Source organism: Pseudomonas sp. D3-10 (assembly GCF_051132175.1).
Taxonomy (GTDB): domain Bacteria; phylum Pseudomonadota; class Gammaproteobacteria; order Pseudomonadales; family Pseudomonadaceae; genus Aquipseudomonas.
In genome coordinates this window covers 5,266,641-5,286,111 of sequence record NZ_CP071668.1, presented here as the reverse complement: position 1 = coordinate 5,286,111, position 19,471 = coordinate 5,266,641, and the positions used below count along the sequence as shown (strand labels likewise).

Sequence of the window (19,471 nt, the reverse complement as noted above, 5' to 3'; positions counted from 1 at the left end):
CCTGCAAGACCCTGAGGTCTTTGGGAGCAACACCTATGTTGAACACCCTTCTTCCAATCCTGCTGTTCGCAGCCCTGGGCCTCGCTGCCCTCGGCGCCTTGCGGCGGGTGAACATGTGGCGCCGGGGACGACCGGCCAAGGTCGATCTGATCGGCGGACTTTTTGCCATGCCCAAACGCTACATGGTGGATCTGCACCATGTGGTGGCGCGGGACAAATACATTGCCAACACCCACGTCGCCACGGCGGGTGGTGCGGTGGCGTCGATTGTGTTGGCGATCCTGGTCCACGGTTTTGGCCTGCACAACCGCATCCTCGGCTACGCCTTGCTGCTGATGTCGGCGGTGATGTTCGTGGGCGCGATCTTCATGTACCTACGTCGGCGCAACCCGCCGGCGCGCTTGTCGAAAGGCCCGTGGATGCGCCTGCCGAAAAGCCTGCTGGCCTTCTCGGTGTCGTTCTTTTTGGTGACGCTGCCGGTGGCGGGCATCCTTCCGGAAAACTTTGGCGGCTGGCTGGTGGCGGCGATCCTCGGTGTCGGCGTGTTGTGGGGCGTGTCGGAATTGTTCTTCGGCATGACCTGGGGCGGGCCGATGAAACACGCCTTCGCCGGTGCCCTGCACCTGGCCTGGCACCGCCGCGCCGAGCGCTTCGGTGGCGGCCGTTCCACCGGTCTCAAACCGTTGGACCTGAACGATCCTGCCGCACCGCTGGGCGTGGAAAAACCCAAGGACTTCACTTGGAACCAACTGCTGGGCTTTGACGCATGCGTGCAGTGCGGCAAGTGCGAAGCGGCTTGCCCGGCGTTCGCCGCCGGCCAGCCGTTGAACCCGAAGAAACTCATCCAGGACATGGTCGTCGGCCTGGCCGGCGGCACCGATGCGAAATTCGCCGGCAGCCCTTATCCAGGCAAACCGGTGGGTGAGCACGGCGGCAATCCACATCAGCCGATCGTCAACGGCCTGGTGGACGCCGAGACCCTGTGGTCCTGCACTACCTGCCGGGCTTGCGTCGAGGAATGCCCGATGATGATCGAGCACGTCGATGCCATCGTCGACATGCGCCGTCACCTGACCCTGGAAAAAGGCGCGACGCCGAACAAGGGCGCCGAAGTATTGGAAAACCTCATCGCCACCGATAACCCCGGCGGCTTCGCCCCGGGCGGGCGAATGAACTGGGCGGCGGACCTGAACCTCGACCTGCTCAGCGAGAAGAAATCCACCGACGTTCTGTTCTGGGTCGGCGACGGCGCCTTCGACATGCGCAACCAGCGCACCCTGCGCGCCTTCGTCAAAGTGCTCAAGGCGGCGAAAATCGACTTCGCCGTGCTCGGTCTCGAGGAGCGCGACAGCGGCGACGTGGCCCGGCGCCTGGGTGATGAAGCGACGTTCCAGCTGTTGGCCAAGCGCAATATCCAGACCCTGGCCAAATACAGCTTCAACCGCATCGTCACGTGCGACCCCCACAGCTTTCACGTGTTGAAAAACGAATACGGTGCCTTTGATGGCAATTACCTGGTGCAGCACCACAGCACCTATATGGCCGAGATCATCGACGCCGGCGCGCTGAATCTAGGCCAGCACAAGGGCGACAGCGTGACCTATCACGACCCTTGCTACCTGGGCCGCTACAACGGCGAATATGAAGCGCCGCGCCAAGTGCTTCGTGCGCTCGGCATCGAGGTGAAGGAAATGCAGCGTTCCGGTTTCCGTTCGCGTTGCTGCGGCGGTGGTGGCGGGGCGCCGATCACCGACATCCCGGGCAAGCAGCGCATCCCGGACATGCGCATGGAAGACATCCGTGAAACCGGCGCCGAGCTGGTGGCGGTGGGTTGTCCACAATGCACCGCGATGCTCGAAGGCGTGGTCGAACCTCGGCCGATGATCAAGGACATTGCCGAACTGGTGGCCGACGCGCTGCTTGAAGAGGCTGCGCCGCGCAAGCCTGTGGCGCCGGCCAAACGTGAACCTGCGGAGGTGCATTAATGAGCGACATCATCCGCCGCGACCCTCGCGCCGAGTGGATTGCCCGCAACCGCCTGCACCCGTTGCACACGGCCATGCAACCGGTGCAGCACAGCTGGATGGGGCCCAACGGCGTCATTCGCAAGAACGTCCATGGCGTCGGTTTCATCGGCCCCAACGGCATCAAGCGCATCGACCGTAGCGGTGCCCAGCAGGGCGGTGCAACCAAACGCACTGCCGCGACGCAAGTGCAATTGCCACTGCATCAAGTCGTGCAACCGGCGTTCTACATCAGCGTTGTGCCGGATATGGTCGGCGGCCGCCTCAGCAGCCACGACCGCGATTTGCTGGGCCTGGCCCATCAGCTGGCCGGCAGTGACGGGGCGGTGCTGGCCGTGGTCTTCGGCGAGCACAAGGAGAACACCTTCGCCACGGCGGGCGTGGACCGCTTGCTGGTGCTCGATGGGGAGGAATTCAGCGGTTATGCACCGGAGCAACGGGTACAAGGGTTACGGGCTGTGGATAACCAGTTCAACCCACGCCACTGGCTGCTGCCCGACAGCCGCAGCGGTGGTGGCGAACTGGGTCGGCGCTTTGCCGCGGCCTTGGGCGAGCGCCCGGCCACGCGGGTCTGGCAGGTTAAGGACGAGGCCTGCGTCGGCCGCGCCGGTGCGGGGCTGCAAGACCTCGCTCGGCCATTGGCGCGGTTGATCCTGGCCGCCGCCGAATGCGCCGAGCCGGTCAGCGAAACCCGTCACGAAGCCCTGCCGGTGGAGTTATCCACAAGCGTGGCGCGCAGCCTCTCGCGCATTGAAGACCTCGGCGCGGTGGCGGTTGACCCGGGTGCGATTCCGATGGCCGAGGCCGAGTTCATTTTCTCCGGCGGCAACGGCGTCAAGGACTGGGCGCTGTTCCACAGGACGGCGGCGGCCTTGGGCGCCACCGAAGGCGCTTCGCGGGTGGCGGTGGACGATGGCTTCATGGCTCGCGATCGTCAGGTCGGTGCGTCCGGAACCTGGGTTACGGCGCGGGTCTACGTGGCCGTGGGAATTTCCGGGGCAATTCAACACCTGCAAGGCATCGGCGCCTGCGACAAGGTGGTGGCGATCAACCTCGATCCGGGCTGCGACATGATCAAACGGGCGGACCTGTCGGTGATCGGTGACAGCGCGGCGATTCTCCAGGCCCTGATCGCGGCGGTAGAGGCTTACCGCAACGAAGCCAGGCGCGATGCGGCTTAAGCTAAGGAAACGTTCATGAGTACCCAAGTGATCAGCCTTGTCTCCATCGGCGCCCACCCGACCTCCGGTCGGCCACGGCGCGCCGAGCAAGACGCCCGTGCCGTGGAACTGGGCCTGCAGCTGGCCGGCAACGACCTGCAAGTGCTGCATGCCGGGGATGTGGCGGAACCGGCGTTGCGCGCTTATCTGGGCATGGGGCTGGATGAACTTCACGTCCTGGAAAACCCCGTCGGAGCCGACGCGCTGCCGGCCCTCACCGACTATCTGCGTGACGCCGGCGCCCAGGTGGTGCTGACCGGCAGCCAGGCGGAAACCGGCGAAGGTTCGGGCATGCTTCCATTTTTGCTAGCGGAGAGCCTCGGTTGGCCGCTGGTGGTGGGGCTGGCCCAGGTCGAATCCATCGAAAACGGCGCGGCCCTGGTGTTGCAAGCCTTGCCCCGTGGTCAGCGGCGGCGGCTCAAGGTGCGCCTGCCATTTCTCGCCACTGTGGATAACGCCGCGCCAAAACCTCGGCAAAGCGCCTACGGCCCGGCGCGGCGTGGGGCGTTGCATGCTGAAGAGGTCGAGGTCATCGACGATACGTTGTTGGCCGTGGCGACCCTGCAACCGGCCAAGCCAAGGCCCAAGCGCCTGAAAGTGATCAAGGCCAAGAGCGGCGCCGATCGCATGAAAGCCGCCACGGCCAAGGCCAGCGGCGGGGGCGGGCAGGTGCTCAAGGGCGTGAGCCCGGAGGCAGGGGCAGAGGCAATTCTCAAGTTGTTGGTAGAGGAAGGGGTGGTTCGTTAAACCCAATTCAAAACAAAACCCTGTGGAGCGAGCCTGCTTGCGAAGACATTCCGTCAGCCGCTGAAGGTATCGACCGATGCGCCGTCTTCGCGAACAGGCTCGCTCCCATAGTTTGTTCGGCGTTACTCACAATCCCTGTGTGCGCCTCTGTGGATAACCTGTTCGCCCCTCGCTACGGCCCACGCCAATCAGGCGCTGTAGCCCTTCGATCAAAAAACAGCCAGCCTAACTTACGGTTTTTATTGGCTTTTCTCCGTGAATAAAACCCCGCTTCGAGCAAAACTTGCCCCCAATCTCTGTTGGCGCTTCTGTGGATAAGATGTTCGCTGTCCGCTACAGGCCAAGCGCTTCGCGGCTTTCGCGGCGCTGATCAAATAATAGCCAGATTCGCGCCGTCACCCGGAAAACCACTGGAAAACATGGATCTATAGGGCGTGAAATGGGTTTTCCACAAAACCGTCAAAGTTACCCCCAAACACTGTTGGCGCTTCTGTGGATAAGGTGTTCGCTATGCCCTGTAGCCCGCTAAACCAAAGGCTCTCAGAGCGCTGATCAAAAAACACTCACACCGTCAGGAAACTGTTGCCGTTTGATAAGTCACGGATTTTATTCACATTGGCCCTCAGCAAATTGCCGGCGCGTGCACATTTGTCCCCATTTGCTGTGGGTGGTCATGTGGATAACTTGTTCGCGGAACTCTGGAAGCCACGGCCGGCTTAGTGCTAATCGCGATAGATCAAATTTCATACAGTTCTAAGGAACTGCCTTGACGTAGGGGTGTCGCCTGTCTTCACTCATGGCACAAGGACAGCGAACATTATCCATATCTGGTTCAGGGAGAACGCACGATGGATAGCAAGGCCCCCCAACCGTTTCCCGCTTCAGCCCCGACATGCATCCCTACGCCTGCCGTCTCGCCGCTTCGACGCACCCATCGTCGCGGGGCCAATCAGCGTGCACGCCTATAACACCTGAGCTTTTCCCCAGTCACCGTTGACTGCCGCTTCAACCCATACGGGATAGTGGCCAGGCGTTCCTGCGCCTGTGAATTTACAGGCAACCGCAGAGTTGCCCCTTCTGCCTGAGAGGACTTGAACATGACACGGATCTCGACCCCCATCAGTGAAATCAAGGAGCACTACGACGTTATCGTCATTGGTTCCGGCTACGGCGGCGGTATCGCCGCGTCACGCTTGTCCCGGGCCGGGCGCAAGGTCTGTCTGCTGGAGCGCGGCCGGGAGATCCAGCCCGGCGAGTATCCCAATACCTTGCTCGCCGCCACCGAAGAATTGCAGGTGCATGACCCGGACGGCCACATCGGTTCGCGCACCGGGTTGTTCGACCTGCACGTCAACGCCCAGCAGAACGTCGTGGTCGGGTGTGGCCTGGGCGGTACCTCGCTGATCAACGCCAACGTTGCGCTGGAAGCCGAGCCCGGTGTCTTCGAGGACCCGCGCTGGCCCCTGGCGATGCGCGAGCACAGCGATACTTTGCTCAAGGACGGCTACGCCCGGGCCCGTGAAATGCTCAAGCCCAACCCTTATCCGGCGTCCTCGCCGAACCTGCCCAAGCTCGACGCCCACAAGAAGTCGGCGGACTACCTCAAGCAAGGCGCCCACTTCTACAAACCGCCGATCAACGTCACCTTCGACAAGCTGCCCAACAATCTCAATCACGTCGGCGTTGAGCAACTGCCGTGCAATGGCTGTGGCGACTGCGTCTCGGGCTGTAACAACAAGGCCAAGAACACCACGCTGATGAACTACCTGCCGGATGCCTGGAACCATGGCGCGGAGATTTTCTGCCAGGCCGAGGTGCGTCACCTGGAGCGCGAGGGTGACGGCTGGATCGTGCATTTCCAATACCTGGACAGCGGTCGCGAAATGTTTTCGGCGCCGACGCTCTTTGTGCGCGCGGACATCGTGGTGGTGTCCGCCGGCACCCTGGGTTCCACCGAAATCATGCTGCGCTCGCGGGACAAGGGCCTGTCGATGTCCGCCCAGTTGGGCGAAAACATGAGCGGCAACGGTGACATCCTCGGTTTCGGCCATAACTGCGATCAAGTGATCAACGGCATTGGCTTTGGCGCCCATTCGGCCAAGGAACTCGAGCCGGTGGGGCCATGCATTACGTCGGTCATCGACATGCGCACCGAGGGCGACTGGCGCAGCCGCATGGTGATCGAGGAGGGCTCGATCCCCGGCGCCCTCGGCCGAGCCATGGTGCCAAGCATGGCGGCGTTCGCCGAAACGATCGGCGTGCCCACCGACACCGGCTTCGGTGCCAGCCTCAAGTACAAGGGCCGCGAGGCCGAGAGTTTCCTGCGTGGGCCGTATTACGGCGCGCTGCACAACATGCAGACCTATTTGATCATGAGCCATGACAACGGCAAGGGCCGCATGGTGCTCGATAACAAGGACCAACTGCGCATCGACTGGCCCGGTGTCGGCGAGCAGGAAAACGTCACCCTTGGCAACGAGCGCCTGCACCAGAGCACCAAGGCCCTGGGCGGGATCTGGGTCGAGAATCCGATCTGGACCAAGTTGCTCAAGCACAGCATCGTTTCGGTTCATCCACTGGGCGGTTGCGTGATGGGCGAGGACGCGGTCCAGGGCGTGGTCAACCACAAGGGCCAGGTGTTCAGCGGCGCCAGCGGCACCGACGTCTACCCGGGCCTGTATGTGACGGACGGCTCGGTGATTCCGACCTCTCTGGCGGTCAATCCCTTGCTGACGATTTCAGCAGTGAGTGAGCGCAACATGGGGCTGCTGGCGGCTGATCGCGGCTGGCTGATCGATTACACGCTACCGTCGGCGCCGCGCAAACCGGTGGCGGCGCCAACCCTCGGCGTGCAGTTCACCGAAACCATGAAGGGCTTCTTCTCCACGGCGTTCACCCAGCCCCAAGGCACCGACCTCAGCCTTTACGAAGCAGCGGCCAAGCGCGGCCAGGCCGATAACTCACCCATTGAGTTCACCCTGACCATCACCGCCGCCGACCTCAATCGCCTGATCAAGGAGCCGGAGCACGCCGCGACGCTGGTGGGCACCCTCGATGCGCCGCTGCTGTCGCCCAAGCCCCTGGTTGCCAGCAATGGCGTATTCAACCTGTTCGAGCAATACCAGGAACAGGTCGGCGTGCGGCACATGAACTACGACATGAAGCTGACCGCTGAAGACGGCAGCGATTATTACTTCAGCGCCTTCAAGACCGTGCCCGAGGACAACGGCGTGCTGAACATCTGGCACGACACCAGCACGCTGTACGTCACGCTTTATCGCGGGCCGGACAAGACCGGTGCGGTGCTCGGCTCCGGCGTCATGCACATTCTGCCGGCCGACTTCGCCAGGCAGATGACCACCATGAAAGTGCTCAACGCCCGCAATGAGCGCGAGCGCGTGGAGGCGTTGGCGCGGTTCGGCAAGTTCTTCGCGGGTATCTTGTGGGAAAGCTACGGCGGTGTCTTCGCCGGCGACGTCTACTTCAACCCGGACGCGCCGCCACGCTTGAAACGCCCCTTGGATGCGCCGGCCCCGGTGGTGCATTTCTTCCAGACCGAAGATAACGTCGAGCTTCGCCTGACCCGCTACCAAGCTGGCAGCAAAGGCCCCGTGATGTTGGTGCATGGCCTGGGCGTGGGCTCGAATATCTTCTCCACCGACACCATCCACACCAACCTGCTGGAGTACCTGTGCAAGCACGAATATGACGTCTGGCTACTGGACCTGCGCGTCAGCATCCTGCTGCCGGCCAGCAAGCATGAGTGGAATGGCGACCAGGTGGCCCAGTATGACTTCAAGGCGGCCATCGAGCAGATCCAGCAGGCAACCCTGGCCCGCGACGTGCAATGCGTGGTGCATTGCTATGGCGCGACGACCTTCTTCATGTCGATGCTCGCCGGGTTGCAGGGCGTGCGTTCGGTGGTTTGCTCGCAGATCGCGGCCGACACGGTGGTCGCCACCGCCACGGGGCTCAAGGCCGGTCTGCACCTGCCGGGAGTGCTCGATGCCATCGGCATCAAATCCATGACGGCCTACGCCGACACCAAGGAAAGCTGGTTCAACAAACTCTACGACAAGGCCCTCAATGGCTATGCCCGGATCGAGGCTCAGGGTTATTGCACCAACCCGGTCTGCCACCGCATCACGTTCATGTACGCCTCGCTGTACCGCCACGACACTCTCAACGAAACCCTGCACGACAACCTGCACGAGTTGTTCGGCGAGTCGAACATCCAGACCTTCGAGCATCTGGCGTTGATCGTGCGCAAGGGGCATCTGGTGGACTTCAAGGGCAACGACGTCTACATGCCGCATTTCGATCGGTTGAGTTTGCCGATCTGCTTCATCAGCGGTGCCGACAACCAGTGCTACCTGCCGCAAAGCACCCTCAAGACCTACGAGCGGCTGTGCGACATGCATGGCCCGCAACTGTTCAGCCGCCACGAGATACCCGGCTACGGTCACATCGACTGCATGTTCGGCAAGGATGCGGTGGTGGATGTGTATCCGATCATTCTTGAGCACCTGGAGAAAATGGCGCTGGGCTAGCTGGCTGCCCTCGGTGGCGAGGGAGCTTGCTCCCGCTCGGCTGCGAAGCAGTCGTCGCTTTTGAAGTCTTGGGGGCCGCTACGCGGCCCAGCGGGAGCAAGCTCCCACGCCACATGGGTTTTGTGGTGAGTCAAGAATAAGGAAAAGGATGCCATGAACGCTCACATCCGCTGGTTCCAACGCATCATCTGGATCGGCATCGTCATGAACATGGTCTTCGCGATCCCGGCGCTGTTCGCGCCGGCGTTGCTGACGTCCATGCTTGGCCTGCCGCCCGTGCTGTCCGATCCCTGGTTGGAGAACACCGGCATGTTGCTGGTGGGGATCAGCCTGTTCTACATGCCTTCGGGCTTCAACGCGCCGCGTTTCGTGGTGCATTCGTGGTTGTGCGTGCTGTCGCGGCTGGTGGCGGTGGTGTTCTGGATCTACCTGATCAACACCAACAACCAGGGCTCGTTGTTCGTGCCGATGTTGATGGGCGACCTGAGCATGTTCCTGATCCTGGGCGTGCTGCTTTACCTGGGCAGCCCGGTGGCCAGCCGTCCGCTGGCCTTGCTCCAGGCCGGTTGGCGCGAGTGGCGCGCCGGCTGGGCGCTGCGCTGGCAGAGCCACGCGTTCAGGGTCGGCACGTTGGTGGTGGTCTTGTTGTTGGGTTTCATCGGCTACCAGACCTGGTACCAGATGATCCGGGAAGTGCCGCAACCGAACTTCGCATCCGATGAAGATCACTACAAATACGCCGCCATCGGCCTGGGCATCGAGGCGCGGATTCCCTATTACCTGTTCGCCGTGCTGCCGCAGATGTGTCCGGAAAAAATGCCCAAGCCAGGCGGCTACGAGGTGTTCGGTTTTCTCTATGAAAATGGCAACGACCTGCCCATCGGCATGGCCAAGCGGCAGCTCGGCTACCCCACCGTGGAGCCGAACTGCGCCCTGTGCCATACCGGTTCGTATCGGGCCAATGCCTCCGACGTCGCGGTGCCCGTCGCCGCCGCGCCGGCCAATACCCTGCAACTGCAAGCCTTCCAATGGTTCGCCTACGAGTGTGCCAGCGACCCGAAATTCACCCCCGACGCCGTCATGGCAGCGATCAACGGCAAGTTCCAGCTGGGCTTTTTCGAAAAGCTCTACAACCGCTACCTGATCATCCCAATGGCAAAAAGCGCGTTGCTCAAGCAGAAGCAGGCCTATGCCTGGCAGAAGCTGCGTCCGGCCCAGGGGCCAGGGCGGACCGACACCTTCAACCCGACCAAAATGGTGGTCTTTGGCTTCCCGGATGACTCCACCATCGGCACCGTGGACTTGCCCCAGGTGTGGAACCAGAAACCTCGCGAATCCATGTACCTGCACTGGGACGGCAATAACAACAAGATCCACGAACGCAACTACGCCGCCGCCATGGCCGTGGGCGCGACGCCGGGATCGGTACTGCCGCCTAGTTTCAACCGCGTGACCAACTGGCTGCTTGGCCACAAGGCGCCGGCGTGGCCGTTCGCCCTGGACCAAGGAAAAGTTGCCCAGGGCAAGCCGATCTGGGATCAAAACTGCGCCGGTTGCCACGATTTCGGGCGCAGCGATACCGGGCAAGTCACCACCAATATCGACCAGTTGGGCACCGATCCCCATCGCCTGAACTCCTTTACCACCGGCCTGGTGAGCGCGTTCCACGGCTTCAAGAAACCGCCGTTCGACTTCGGCGCCTACCGCAAGACCCAGAGCTACAGCAACACGCCCACCGACGGCATCTGGTTGCGTGCGCCGTACCTGCACAACGGCTCGGTGCCGACCTTGTGGGATTTGCTGCAAGCGCCGGAGCAGCGTCCGCAGGTCTTTTACACCGGCTCCGATATCTACGACCAGGAGAAGGTCGGCTTCATCACCAGCGGCGCGCAGATGAAGGCGTCGGCCGATTTCAAATACGACACCCGCCTGGAAGGCAATCACAACGGCGGTCACCTGTATGGCACGCAACTGTCGGACGTCGACAAGCGGGCCCTGATCGAATTCATGAAGACCCTGTAGTCCAGGGCACAACGAAGGAGCGTCCACATGTCATTACTGCATCATTGGGAACATGAGTTCGACAAGGTCAAGGTCCGCCTGCATGGGTTGGTCACGCGGCTGGAAATGTCTTGGAAAAAACTCGTCAACGATCTTGAACCGGAGGAATTCCAGGCCATCGTCAAGCTGCTGCAGCGAGGCCATGACCAGGCCCGGCACGTCATCGATCACGGCGATCTGCCGGACGATGAGCCGGCCGTGCCCTGGGAGCTCGCTCATGGCTTGTCGATCCTGAAGATCGGCAACGCCAGCGCCTTGCCGCAAAGCGAAGACGAACTGCGCACCCGAGTACTCAAGGACGGCACCTTGCTGGGGTGCCGAAAATGGGAATTGCTGGACCTGCTGTGGAGCGAGGCGCTGCTCAAATGGATTGAAAACCTGCGCCACCACGCGACGTTCGCCACCACCCCGGCGCTGGTGAAAATGGACAACGACGTGGTGCTCGCCATCGCAGGCGACTGGGGCACCGGGCCGTTCGACAGTCACGCACCCGCGGTGGCCGTCGCCAACCAGATGCAACTGGCCCAGGCTGACTTCACCATCCACCTGGGCGATGTCTACTACGCCGGCACGCATTCCCAGGAAGATGTCGACATGGCCGGGTGGCCGCAGGGCAAGCATGGGTCGTTCACCCTCAACTCCAACCATGAGATGTACAGCGGCGCCCATGGCTACTTCAAGGAGCTGGCGTCGCGTTTTCCGGTGCAACAGGGCACCAGTTATTTCGCCTTGTACAACGACGACTGGCTGGTGGTCGGGCTCGACAGTGCCTACGCTTCGGACGCAATGAACCTGTACATGGACGGCACCCTCAACACCCAGCAGATCGAGTGGATGAAAACCCTGCCCAAGCGCAAGAAGCTCATGGTGCTCAGTCATCACCAAGGCTTCGACATTTCAGGGCACAACAAGACCGCGCTTTATCAACCGGTCTGCGACGCCCTGGGGCGCGAGCCGGATTATTGGTATTGGGGCCATTTGCACAATGGAATCTGTTACGCACCCCAAGGTGGGCTGCATGCGCGCTGCGCCGGGCACGGGGCGATTCCCTATGGCACCACCAGCGAGTTGAACGGGCATGCCCGGGTGCTATGGTCGGAAACTGAACTGGCGGGGGACGAGACGTATCCGGAGCGGGTGTTGAATGGGTATGTGAAGGTTCAGCTGAGGGGGGAGGAGATTGTCGAGACGTTTTATGGGGAGGATGGCAGTGTGCGGTGGTCTTCCAGGTAGTCGGTGAATGTCAGGCCGCTATCGCGAGCAGGCTCGCTCCCACAAGGGTTCTGTGTCGGTCACAGAACCTGTGGGAGCGAGCTTGCTCCGGGCGGCGATCCAACGATGCTTCTGACTTAGCCCTGGACCGGAACGCCCTTGAGGTACGGCGCAGGTTCGGCCCCCAGGTTGTTGAGCAAGCGCTCGCTGTACCAATCCACGAAATTCACCACGCCGAACTCATAGGTCTTGGAGTACGGGCCCGGCTGGTAGGCGGTGGAGTTGATGCCGCGCTGGTTTTCCTCGGCCAGGCGACGGTCCTGGTCGTTGGTGGCGTCCCAGACCTGGCGCATGCGCTCTACGTCGTAGTCGACGCCTTCGACCGCGTCCTTGTGCACCAGCCACTTGGTGGTGACCATGGTTTCCTGGGCGCTGATCGGCCACACGGTGAACACGATGATGTGGTCGCCCATGCAGTGGTTCCACGAGTGCGGCAGGTGCAGGATGCGCATCGAGCCCAGGTCCGGGTTCTTGATGCGGCCCATCAGCTTGGCGCAGCCCTGCTTACCGTCCATGGTCATCGACACGGTGCCCTTGAGCAGCGGCATGCGCACGATGCGGTTGCGCAGGCCGAAGCTGGCGTGGGCGTAAGGGATCTTCTCGGCTTCCCAGGCGGCGGCGGAAGCGGCCACGTGGTCCTTGAACGCCTGGTCGGCGCGTGGGTCGGTGACGTCGTCCCATTCCAGCAAGGTTTTTAGCAGTTCAGGGTGCGAGGCGTTGCAGTGGTAGCACTCGCGGTTGTTCTCCAGCACCAGTTTCCAGTTGGCCTTTTCCATCAAGGTGGTTTGCACCGCCACCTTGGTGTTCTCCATGTCGTAGGGTTCCATGTAGTGGTTCAGGGTCGACAGGAAATCATCGATGGCCGGTGGGTTCTCGGCCAGGCTGATGAAGATGTAGCCGCCGGCGGTCTTCACGTTCACCGGCTTGAGGCCGTACTGCTTCATGTCGAAGTCGGCACCCATCTCGGTGCCGGCGAACAGCAGGCGACCGTCCAGTTCGTAGGTCCACTGGTGGTAATGGCAGACCAGTTTGGCGACCTTGCCCTTGTCGCTGGTGCACAGCCGCGAACCACGGTGGCGGCAGACGTTATGGAAGGCATGCACCACGCCCTCGGCGCCGCGAATCACAATGATCGGGTTCTTGCCGATCTGCAGCGTCAGGTAGTTGCCCTTGGCCGGGATTTCGCAGGTCATGCCGGCGATCAACCATTCCTTCTGGAAAATTTCCTGCATGTCGATATCGAACAAGCGCTCATCGGAGTAGAACGGCTGCGGCAGCGAAAAGGTGCGCTCGCGCTCTTGCAGCATCTGCGCGGTGGCCTTGCGTGCGGGTTCCAGCGGATCGCCCAGGCTCAGGGTGGTGGTGACGTCCATCGTTTTGTCCTCATGGTCCTCTACGAGACCATCAAAAAAGTGGCTGATCGGTTGTGCTACGCAAGGCAGAAATTTGTGATTGTCTGTTGGGGCGAGTGTGGGGCCGCGCAGGGGCGCAACCTTATCCATGGGCGACATGGCCCAATCTGTTCCCGACGCGCAAGCCCCGGTAGTTGGGGGCTGGTCGCGATAAGTATGTGAATGTCGCAGATAGGTAAATGGCGGTACAGGCGCCTAAGCACAATCGCCATCATTAAGGCCGACAGTCGGCCGTGGAGATCAGCATGTCCAATAATTTCCTGAACCCGGTCACCACCCAGACCTGGGCCAATGGCCGACATATCGTTCGTTGCGTCAAAGTCATCCAGGAAACCTGGGATGTGCGCACATTCTGTTTCATGGCCGACCAGCCGATCATGTTCTTTTTCAAGCCCGGGCAATTTGTCACCCTGGAGCTGGAAATCGAAGGCCAGCCGATCATGCGTTCCTACACCATTTCCAGTTCGCCGTCGGTGCCCTACAGCTTCTCGGTGACCATCAAGCGCGTGCCGGGGGGCAAGGTTTCCAACTGGCTGCACGATACGCTGCACGAGGGCCAGGAACTGGCGGTGCACGGGCCGGTGGGGCTGTTCAACGCCATCGATTTCCCGAGTCCGAAAGTGCTTTACCTCAGCGGTGGCGTGGGAATTACGCCGTGCATGTCCATGGCGCGTTGGTTCTACGATACCAACGCCAACGTCGACATGACCTTCGTCCACAGCGCTCGCTCGCCCAAGGACATCATCTACCACCGCGAGCTGGAGCACATGGCGTCGCGGATCGACAACTTCAGCTTGCACCTGATCTGCGAAAAACATGGCCTGGGCGAGCCGTGGGCCGGGTACCGCGGATACTTGAATCACAAGATGCTGGAATTGATGGTGCCCGATTTCCTCGAGCGCGAAGTGTTCTGCTGCGGCCCGACGCCGTACATGAGTGCGGTCAAGCGCCTGCTGGAAGCCGCCGGCTACGACATGAAGCGTTATCACGAGGAATCCTTTGGCGCCACGCCACCGGAAGCCCGCGCCGATGCGGTGGAACAGGCCGAACAGGCCGCTGACGCACCGGAAGTTGACCAGGCGGACCTGCACCAAGTGGAATTCGTCGCCTCCGGCAAGAGCATCGGCGTAGCACCGGGCGAAACCGTCCACGCGGCCGCCGCCAAGCTCGGCCTGATGATCCCCAAGGCTTGTGGCATGGGCATCTGCGGCACTTGCAAGGTGTTGAAGCTGGGCGGGGAAGTGGAGATGGAGCACAACGGCGGGATCACCGAGGACGACGAGGCCGAGGGTTATATCCTGTCGTGCTGCAGCGTGCCGAAGGGGGATGTGCGGATCGAGTTTTAAATCGCGGCGGGCCCTCTGTGGCGAGGGAGCTTGCTCCCGCTCGGCTGCGCAGCAGTCGTCATCTGGTAGGTGGGGACTACCTGATAGACCGCATGGGGCTGCTGCGCAGCCCAGCGGGAGCGAGCTCCCTCGCCACAAAAGCTCAAAAAGCCTGAAGCGATGGGTCGTTGCTTCAGGCGGCCATCACTTCCCGAATATCCGCCGCCAATTCCCGCACCCGCGCCTCTTCTGTATCCCACGAGCACATGAAGCGTGCGCCGCCCTTGCCGATGAAGGTGTAGAAGCGCCAGCCCTTGGCCGTCAGCGCGGCGATAGCCGGCTCCGAGAGTTGCAGGAACACCCCGTTGGCCTGGACCGGGAACATCAGTTCCACGCCCTCGATGTCGCTGACCAGCTCCGCCAGCAATTGCGCGCAGCGGTTGGCGTGGCGGGCGTGCTTGAGCCAGGCGTCGTTTTGCAGCAGGCCGACCCAGGGCGCGGACAGGAAGCGCATTTTCGACGCCAGTTGCCCGGCCTGTTTGCAGCGGTAGTCGAAGTCTTCGGCCAGGTCGTGGTTGAAGAACAGAATTGCTTCGCCCACCGCCATGCCGTTTTTCGTCCCGCCGAAGCACAACACGTCCACGCCGGCCTTCCAGGTCAGGTCTGCCGGGGTGCAGCCGAGGAAGGCGCAGGCGTTGGAGAATCGCGCGCCGTCCATGTGCAGGTTCAGGCCCAGCTCCTTGCAGGTGACGCTGATGGCGCGGATTTCCTCCGGCGTGTAGACACTGCCCACTTCCGTGGCCTGGGTCAGGGTCACGACGCGCGGCTTGGGGTAGTGGATATCCTGGCGCTTGAGGGCGACCTCGCGGATCGAGTCGGGCGTCAGCTTGCCGTTCTCGGTGCGTGCCACCAGCAGCTTGGAGCCGTTGGAGAAGAATTCCGGCGCGCCACATTCGTCGGTCTCGACGTGGGCGGTTTCCGAGCAGATCACGCTGTGATAACTCTGGCACAGTGAGGACAGCGCCAAGGAGTTGGCCGCCGTGCCGTTGAACGCGAAGAACACTTCGCAGTCGGTTTCGAACAAGGCACGGAAATCATCCGCCGCGCGATGGGTCCACTCGTCGTCGCCGTAGGCGCGCTGGTGGCCCTGGTTGGCTTCTTCCATGGCCGCCCAGGCTTCAGGGCAGATGCCGGAATAGTTGTCGCTGGCAAATTGTTGACTCTTGTCGGTCATGGCCGTGCTCCTTGATTAGAGAGTCCTGGGTAAGAGATCCCTGGCGGAATTCCCGGATGGGGGTTCCTTGGTCCGGCGTGCTTGAGTGCGCAACGCCGTGGTCTATGTTGGTGCGCACTTTACCCAAGATTAGCGGGGGAACATACGGGATGTTTCTGTCAGAAAATCACAAAGCCCCAGGGCCGCGACGCACATGAGTCGACGCGACGGCGCCCTGGACCTGCTCAAGTGGCTGGCTCTGTTGTCGATGGTCCTCGATCATCTGCGATATGTCGGTTTTTCCGTCGATTGGCTGTATGTGCCGGGGAGGTTGGCGTTTCCGTGGTTCTGCCTGGCGATGGCGGCAAACCTGGCGCGCAGCGGCGGCGCCGCCGGCACCGATGCGTGGCGCTACCTGGGCTGGCTGTTGCTGTTCAGCGCCGTCAGCGAAATTCCCTACCGCTTGTTCATTCCCGCCCCCGCCACCTTGAATGTCATGCCTACGTTGGTGCTTGGGTTATTGGTAGCGCGTTGTTGGCAGACGCCCACCTTGGAAGCGCGATGCCTGGCCGCGATGGCGTTGCTGCTGGCGGCGCTGTTTTCGTCGCGGTTGATGTTTGGCTTCTATGGGGTGCTGCTGCCACTGGCGACATTGCTGGCGTTCAAGCGCTCGCTGTTTCTGGCCTTGCTGCCGGGACTGGTGTGCGTGGCGGCCAATCAATGGCGGGTGCTGTATGGCGCCGCGTGGCTGGGGGATGCGGTGGCGTTGTGGGGGTTGGTGGCTTGCCTGATCGCGCCAGGGCTGGGCCTGGTGCTTTTGCGACACGCGGGTCGTTTTCATCCGGTGCCGATGCGACGTTGGGCCTATCTGCTCTATCCCGCGCACTTTCTGCTGTTGCTCGCGGTTCGCCAAGCCTTTGCATAACCCTTGTTCTCTCACCACAAGGGAAGTGTTCGATTCCATTTGATCCCATGTCGTAAACGCACCTTTGCGTGGCGTCCATAGGCATTTGACCTGCCTGCGCCGGCCATACCATCGCATCCAAAGGGCACGACCGAAACGGTCCGTGCCTCACCGAGACGAAAGGCGCACCGCCGCCGCTGGGAGAGACGCGATGTTCAGCAAGCAAGACCAAATCCAAGGCTACGATGATGCACTGCTGGCGGCGATGAATGCCGAGGAGCAACGCCAGGAAGACCACATCGAACTGATCGCGTCCGAGAACTACACCAGCAAGCGTGTGATGCAGGCCCAGGGCAGCGGCTTGACCAACAAATACGCCGAAGGCTATCCGGGCAAGCGCTACTACGGTGGCTGCGAGCACGTCGACAAGGTCGAGGCCCTGGCCATCGAGCGCGCCAAGCAGTTGTTCGGCGCCGATTACGCCAACGTCCAGCCCCACTCCGGTTCGTCGGCCAACAGCGCCGTCTACCTGGCCCTGCTGCAAGCCGGTGACACCATCCTGGGCATGAGCCTGGCCCACGGCGGTCACCTGACTCACGGTGCGAAAGTGTCGTCCTCAGGCAAACTCTACAACGCGGTGCAATACGGCATCGACACCACCACCGGCCTGATCGACTACGACGAAGTCGAGCGCCTGGCGGTCGAGTGCAAGCCGAAGATGATCGTTGCCGGTTTCTCTGCCTACTCCAAGACCCTGGATTTTCCACGCTTCCGCCAGATCGCCGACAAGGTCGGTGCGCTGCTGTTCGTCGACATGGCCCACGTCGCTGGCCTGGTTGCCGCCGGCCTGTACCCAAACCCACTGCCGTACGCCGACGTGGTCACCACCACCACCCACAAGACCCTGCGCGGTCCCCGTGGCGGTCTGATCCTGGCCAAGTCCAACGAAGAAATCGAGAAGAAGCTCAACGCCGCGGTATTCCCCGGCGCCCAGGGCGGCCCGCTGATGCACGTGATCGCCGGCAAGGCCGTGTGCTTCAAGGAGGCCCTGGAACCAGGTTTCAAGGCCTATCAACAGCAAGTGATCGAAAACGCCCAGGCCATGGCTGGCGTGTTCATCAAGCGTGGCTACGATGTGGTATCCGGCGGCACCGATAATCACCTGTTCCTGGTCAGCCTGATTCGCCAGGGCCTGACGGGCAAGGACGCCGACGCCGCCCTGGGCCGCGCCCACATCACCGTCAACAAGAACGCCGTGCCGAACGACCCGCAATCGCCGTTCGTGACCTCGGGCCTGCGTATCGGTACCCCGGCGGTGACCACGCGCGGTTTCAAGGTCAGCCAGTGCGTCACGCTGGCCGGTTGGATCTGCGACATCCTCGACAACCTCGGCGATGCCGATGTCGAGGCCAATGTCGCGCAGCAAGTGGCGGCCCTGTGCGCGGACTTCCCGGTTTATCGCTGAGTCGGTTTTGGAGTAAATGACTATGCAACGCTATTCGGGCTTCGGCCTCTTCAAACACTCACTCAGCCACCATGAAAACTGGCAGCGGATGTGGCGCACGCCGACGCCGAAAAAGGTTTATGACGTGGTCATCGTCGGCGGTGGCGGGCATGGCCTGGCGACCGCCTATTACCTGGCCAAGGAACACGGCATCACCAACGTGGCCGTGGTCGAGAAGGGCTGGCTGGGCGGCGGTAACACCGCGCGCAACACCACCATCGTGCGCTCCAACTACCTGTGGGACGAGTCGGCCCACCTGTACGAACATGCGATGAAACTCTGGGAAGGCCTGTCCCAGGACCTGAACTACAACGTGATGTTTTCCCAGCGTGGCGTCTACAACCTGTGCCATACCCTGCAGGACATCCGTGATTCCGAGCGTCGCGTCAGCGCCAACCGCCTCAACGGCGTGGACGGCGAGCTGCTCAACGCCAAGCAAGTGGCCGACGAAATCCCATACCTGGATTGCTCGAAAAACACCCGCTACCCGGTGATGGGCGCCACCGTCCAGCGTCGCGGCGGCGTGGCCCGTCACGATGCCGTGGCCTGGGGCTTTGCCCGGGCGGCGGACGCGTTGGGCGTGGACCTGATCCAGCAGACCGAAGTGATCGGTTTCCGCAAGGAAAACGGCGTGTGCATCGGCGTTGAAACCAACAAGGGCTTCATTGGCGCCAAGCGTGTCGGCGTGGTAACCGCCGGTAACTCCGGGCACATGGCCAAGCTCGCGGGCTTCCGCCTGCCGGTTGAGTCCCACCCATTACAAGCGTTGGTATCGGAGCCGATCAAGCCGATCATCGACAGTGTGATCATGTCCAACGCCGTACACGGCTACATCAGCCAGTCCGACAAGGGCGACCTGGTGATCGGCGCCGGTATCGACGGCTACAACGGCTACGGCCAGCGTGGTTCGTACCCGGTGATCGAGCACACCATCCAGGCCATCGTCGAAATGTTCCCGGTGCTCTCGCGGGTGCGCATGAACCGCCAGTGGGGCGGCATCGTCGACACCACCCCGGACGCCTGCCCGATCATCTCCAAGACCCCGGTGCCGAACATGTTCTTCAACTGCGGTTGGGGCACCGGTGGTTTCAAGGCCACACCTGGCTCGGGCAACGTGTTTGCCGCAAGCCTGGCCAAGGGTGAAATGCACCCGCTGGCCGCGCCGTTTTCCATCGACCGTTTCCACAACGGCGCACTCATTGACGAACACGGCGCTGCTGCCGTCGCCCACTAACAGGA

At 62.1% G+C, this 19,471-nt stretch carries 12 protein-coding genes; 10 read left to right on the top strand and 2 right to left on the bottom strand.

All coding sequences use genetic code 11. The features are described from left to right. Positions 1–35 precede the first annotated feature (35 nt). The 6 genes from dgcB to J3P90_RS23960 all read left to right on the top strand — a co-directional run bounded on the left by dgcB (position 36) and on the right by J3P90_RS23960 (position 11,835). The gene (gene dgcB, locus J3P90_RS23985; protein ID WP_434649816.1) at positions 36–1,985 is read left to right on the top strand and encodes a dimethylglycine demethylation protein DgcB; all 1,950 of its coding nucleotides are present in this window, start codon (positions 36–38) and stop codon (positions 1,983–1,985) included. Further along, complete coding sequence (locus J3P90_RS23980; RefSeq protein WP_434675489.1) at positions 1,985–3,205, top strand: electron transfer flavoprotein subunit alpha/FixB family protein; 1,221 nt, start codon at positions 1,985–1,987, stop codon at positions 3,203–3,205. The genes dgcB and J3P90_RS23980 overlap by 1 nt, the downstream gene beginning before the upstream one ends. 15 nt (positions 3,206–3,220) lie before the next feature. Beyond that, a complete protein-coding gene (locus J3P90_RS23975; RefSeq protein WP_420764945.1) occupies positions 3,221–3,991 on the top strand; it encodes an electron transfer flavoprotein subunit beta in 771 nt (256 codons plus the stop codon). Between the two features lie 1,097 nt (positions 3,992–5,088). Beyond that, entirely contained in the window at positions 5,089–8,541 is a 3,453-nt protein-coding gene (locus J3P90_RS23970; protein ID WP_434675488.1) for a GMC oxidoreductase, read from the top strand. A gap of 153 nt (positions 8,542–8,694) precedes the next feature. Further along, complete coding sequence (locus J3P90_RS23965) at positions 8,695–10,563, top strand: hypothetical protein (protein WP_434675487.1); 1,869 nt, start codon at positions 8,695–8,697, stop codon at positions 10,561–10,563. Positions 10,564–10,590: 27 nt separating this feature from the next. After that, positions 10,591–11,835 carry a metallophosphoesterase gene (locus J3P90_RS23960; protein ID WP_420764942.1) on the top strand — a complete coding sequence of 415 codons (1,245 nt, stop codon included), beginning with the start codon at positions 10,591–10,593 and terminating at the stop codon, positions 11,833–11,835. Between the two features lie 116 nt (positions 11,836–11,951). On the opposite strand, the gene gbcA is transcribed toward J3P90_RS23960, so the two are convergent. Beyond that, entirely contained in the window at positions 11,952–13,247 is a 1,296-nt protein-coding gene (gene gbcA / locus J3P90_RS23955; RefSeq protein ID WP_434561915.1) for a glycine-betaine demethylase subunit GbcA, read from the bottom strand. 284 nt (positions 13,248–13,531) lie between these two features. Here gbcA and gbcB point away from each other — a divergent pair, with 284 nt between their 5' ends. Then, a complete protein-coding gene (gene gbcB / locus J3P90_RS23950; RefSeq protein WP_434561917.1) occupies positions 13,532–14,632 on the top strand; it encodes a glycine-betaine demethylase subunit GbcB in 1,101 nt (366 codons plus the stop codon). Between the two features lie 172 nt (positions 14,633–14,804). On the opposite strand, the gene J3P90_RS23945 is transcribed toward gbcB, so the two are convergent. Then, positions 14,805–15,845 (bottom strand): low specificity L-threonine aldolase, encoded by a 1,041-nt coding sequence (locus tag J3P90_RS23945; protein WP_434561919.1) that lies wholly within the window; start codon positions 15,843–15,845, stop codon positions 14,805–14,807. 193 nt (positions 15,846–16,038) lie between these two features. Between J3P90_RS23945 and J3P90_RS23940 the strand changes: the two genes are divergently transcribed. From J3P90_RS23940 to J3P90_RS23930, 3 genes are all read left to right on the top strand, one after another. Then, positions 16,039–16,749, top strand: coding sequence for a TraX family protein (locus J3P90_RS23940; protein ID WP_420764938.1), 711 nt, complete (start codon positions 16,039–16,041; stop codon positions 16,747–16,749). Between the two features lie 190 nt (positions 16,750–16,939). Then, positions 16,940–18,193, top strand: a complete 1,254-nt coding sequence (gene glyA, locus J3P90_RS23935; protein ID WP_420764937.1) for a serine hydroxymethyltransferase — start codon at positions 16,940–16,942, stop codon at positions 18,191–18,193. Positions 18,194–18,215: 22 nt separating this feature from the next. Then, positions 18,216–19,466, top strand: a complete 1,251-nt coding sequence (locus J3P90_RS23930; RefSeq protein ID WP_030139293.1) for a sarcosine oxidase subunit beta — start codon at positions 18,216–18,218, stop codon at positions 19,464–19,466. The last annotated feature ends 5 nt before the right edge of the window (positions 19,467–19,471 follow it).

Bases quoted from the DNA above. Each gene is read 5' to 3' on its own strand.
- dgcB (WP_434649816.1), top strand. From the start codon at position 36: ATGTTGAACACCCTTCTTCCAATCCTGCTGTTCGCAGCCCTGGGCCTC.
- J3P90_RS23980 (WP_434675489.1), top strand. From the start codon at position 1,985: ATGAGCGACATCATCCGCCGCGACCCTCGCGCCGAGTGGATTGCCCGC.
- J3P90_RS23975 (WP_420764945.1), top strand. From the start codon at position 3,221: ATGAGTACCCAAGTGATCAGCCTTGTCTCCATCGGCGCCCACCCGACC.
- J3P90_RS23970 (WP_434675488.1), top strand. From the start codon at position 5,089: ATGACACGGATCTCGACCCCCATCAGTGAAATCAAGGAGCACTACGAC.
- J3P90_RS23965 (WP_434675487.1), top strand. From the start codon at position 8,695: ATGAACGCTCACATCCGCTGGTTCCAACGCATCATCTGGATCGGCATC.
- J3P90_RS23960 (WP_420764942.1), top strand. From the start codon at position 10,591: ATGTCATTACTGCATCATTGGGAACATGAGTTCGACAAGGTCAAGGTC.
- gbcA (WP_434561915.1), bottom strand. From the start codon at position 13,247: ATGGACGTCACCACCACCCTGAGCCTGGGCGATCCGCTGGAACCCGCA.
- gbcB (WP_434561917.1), top strand. From the start codon at position 13,532: ATGTCCAATAATTTCCTGAACCCGGTCACCACCCAGACCTGGGCCAAT.
- J3P90_RS23945 (WP_434561919.1), bottom strand. From the start codon at position 15,845: ATGACCGACAAGAGTCAACAATTTGCCAGCGACAACTATTCCGGCATC.
- J3P90_RS23940 (WP_420764938.1), top strand. From the start codon at position 16,039: ATGAGTCGACGCGACGGCGCCCTGGACCTGCTCAAGTGGCTGGCTCTG.
- glyA (WP_420764937.1), top strand. From the start codon at position 16,940: ATGTTCAGCAAGCAAGACCAAATCCAAGGCTACGATGATGCACTGCTG.
- J3P90_RS23930 (WP_030139293.1), top strand. From the start codon at position 18,216: ATGCAACGCTATTCGGGCTTCGGCCTCTTCAAACACTCACTCAGCCAC.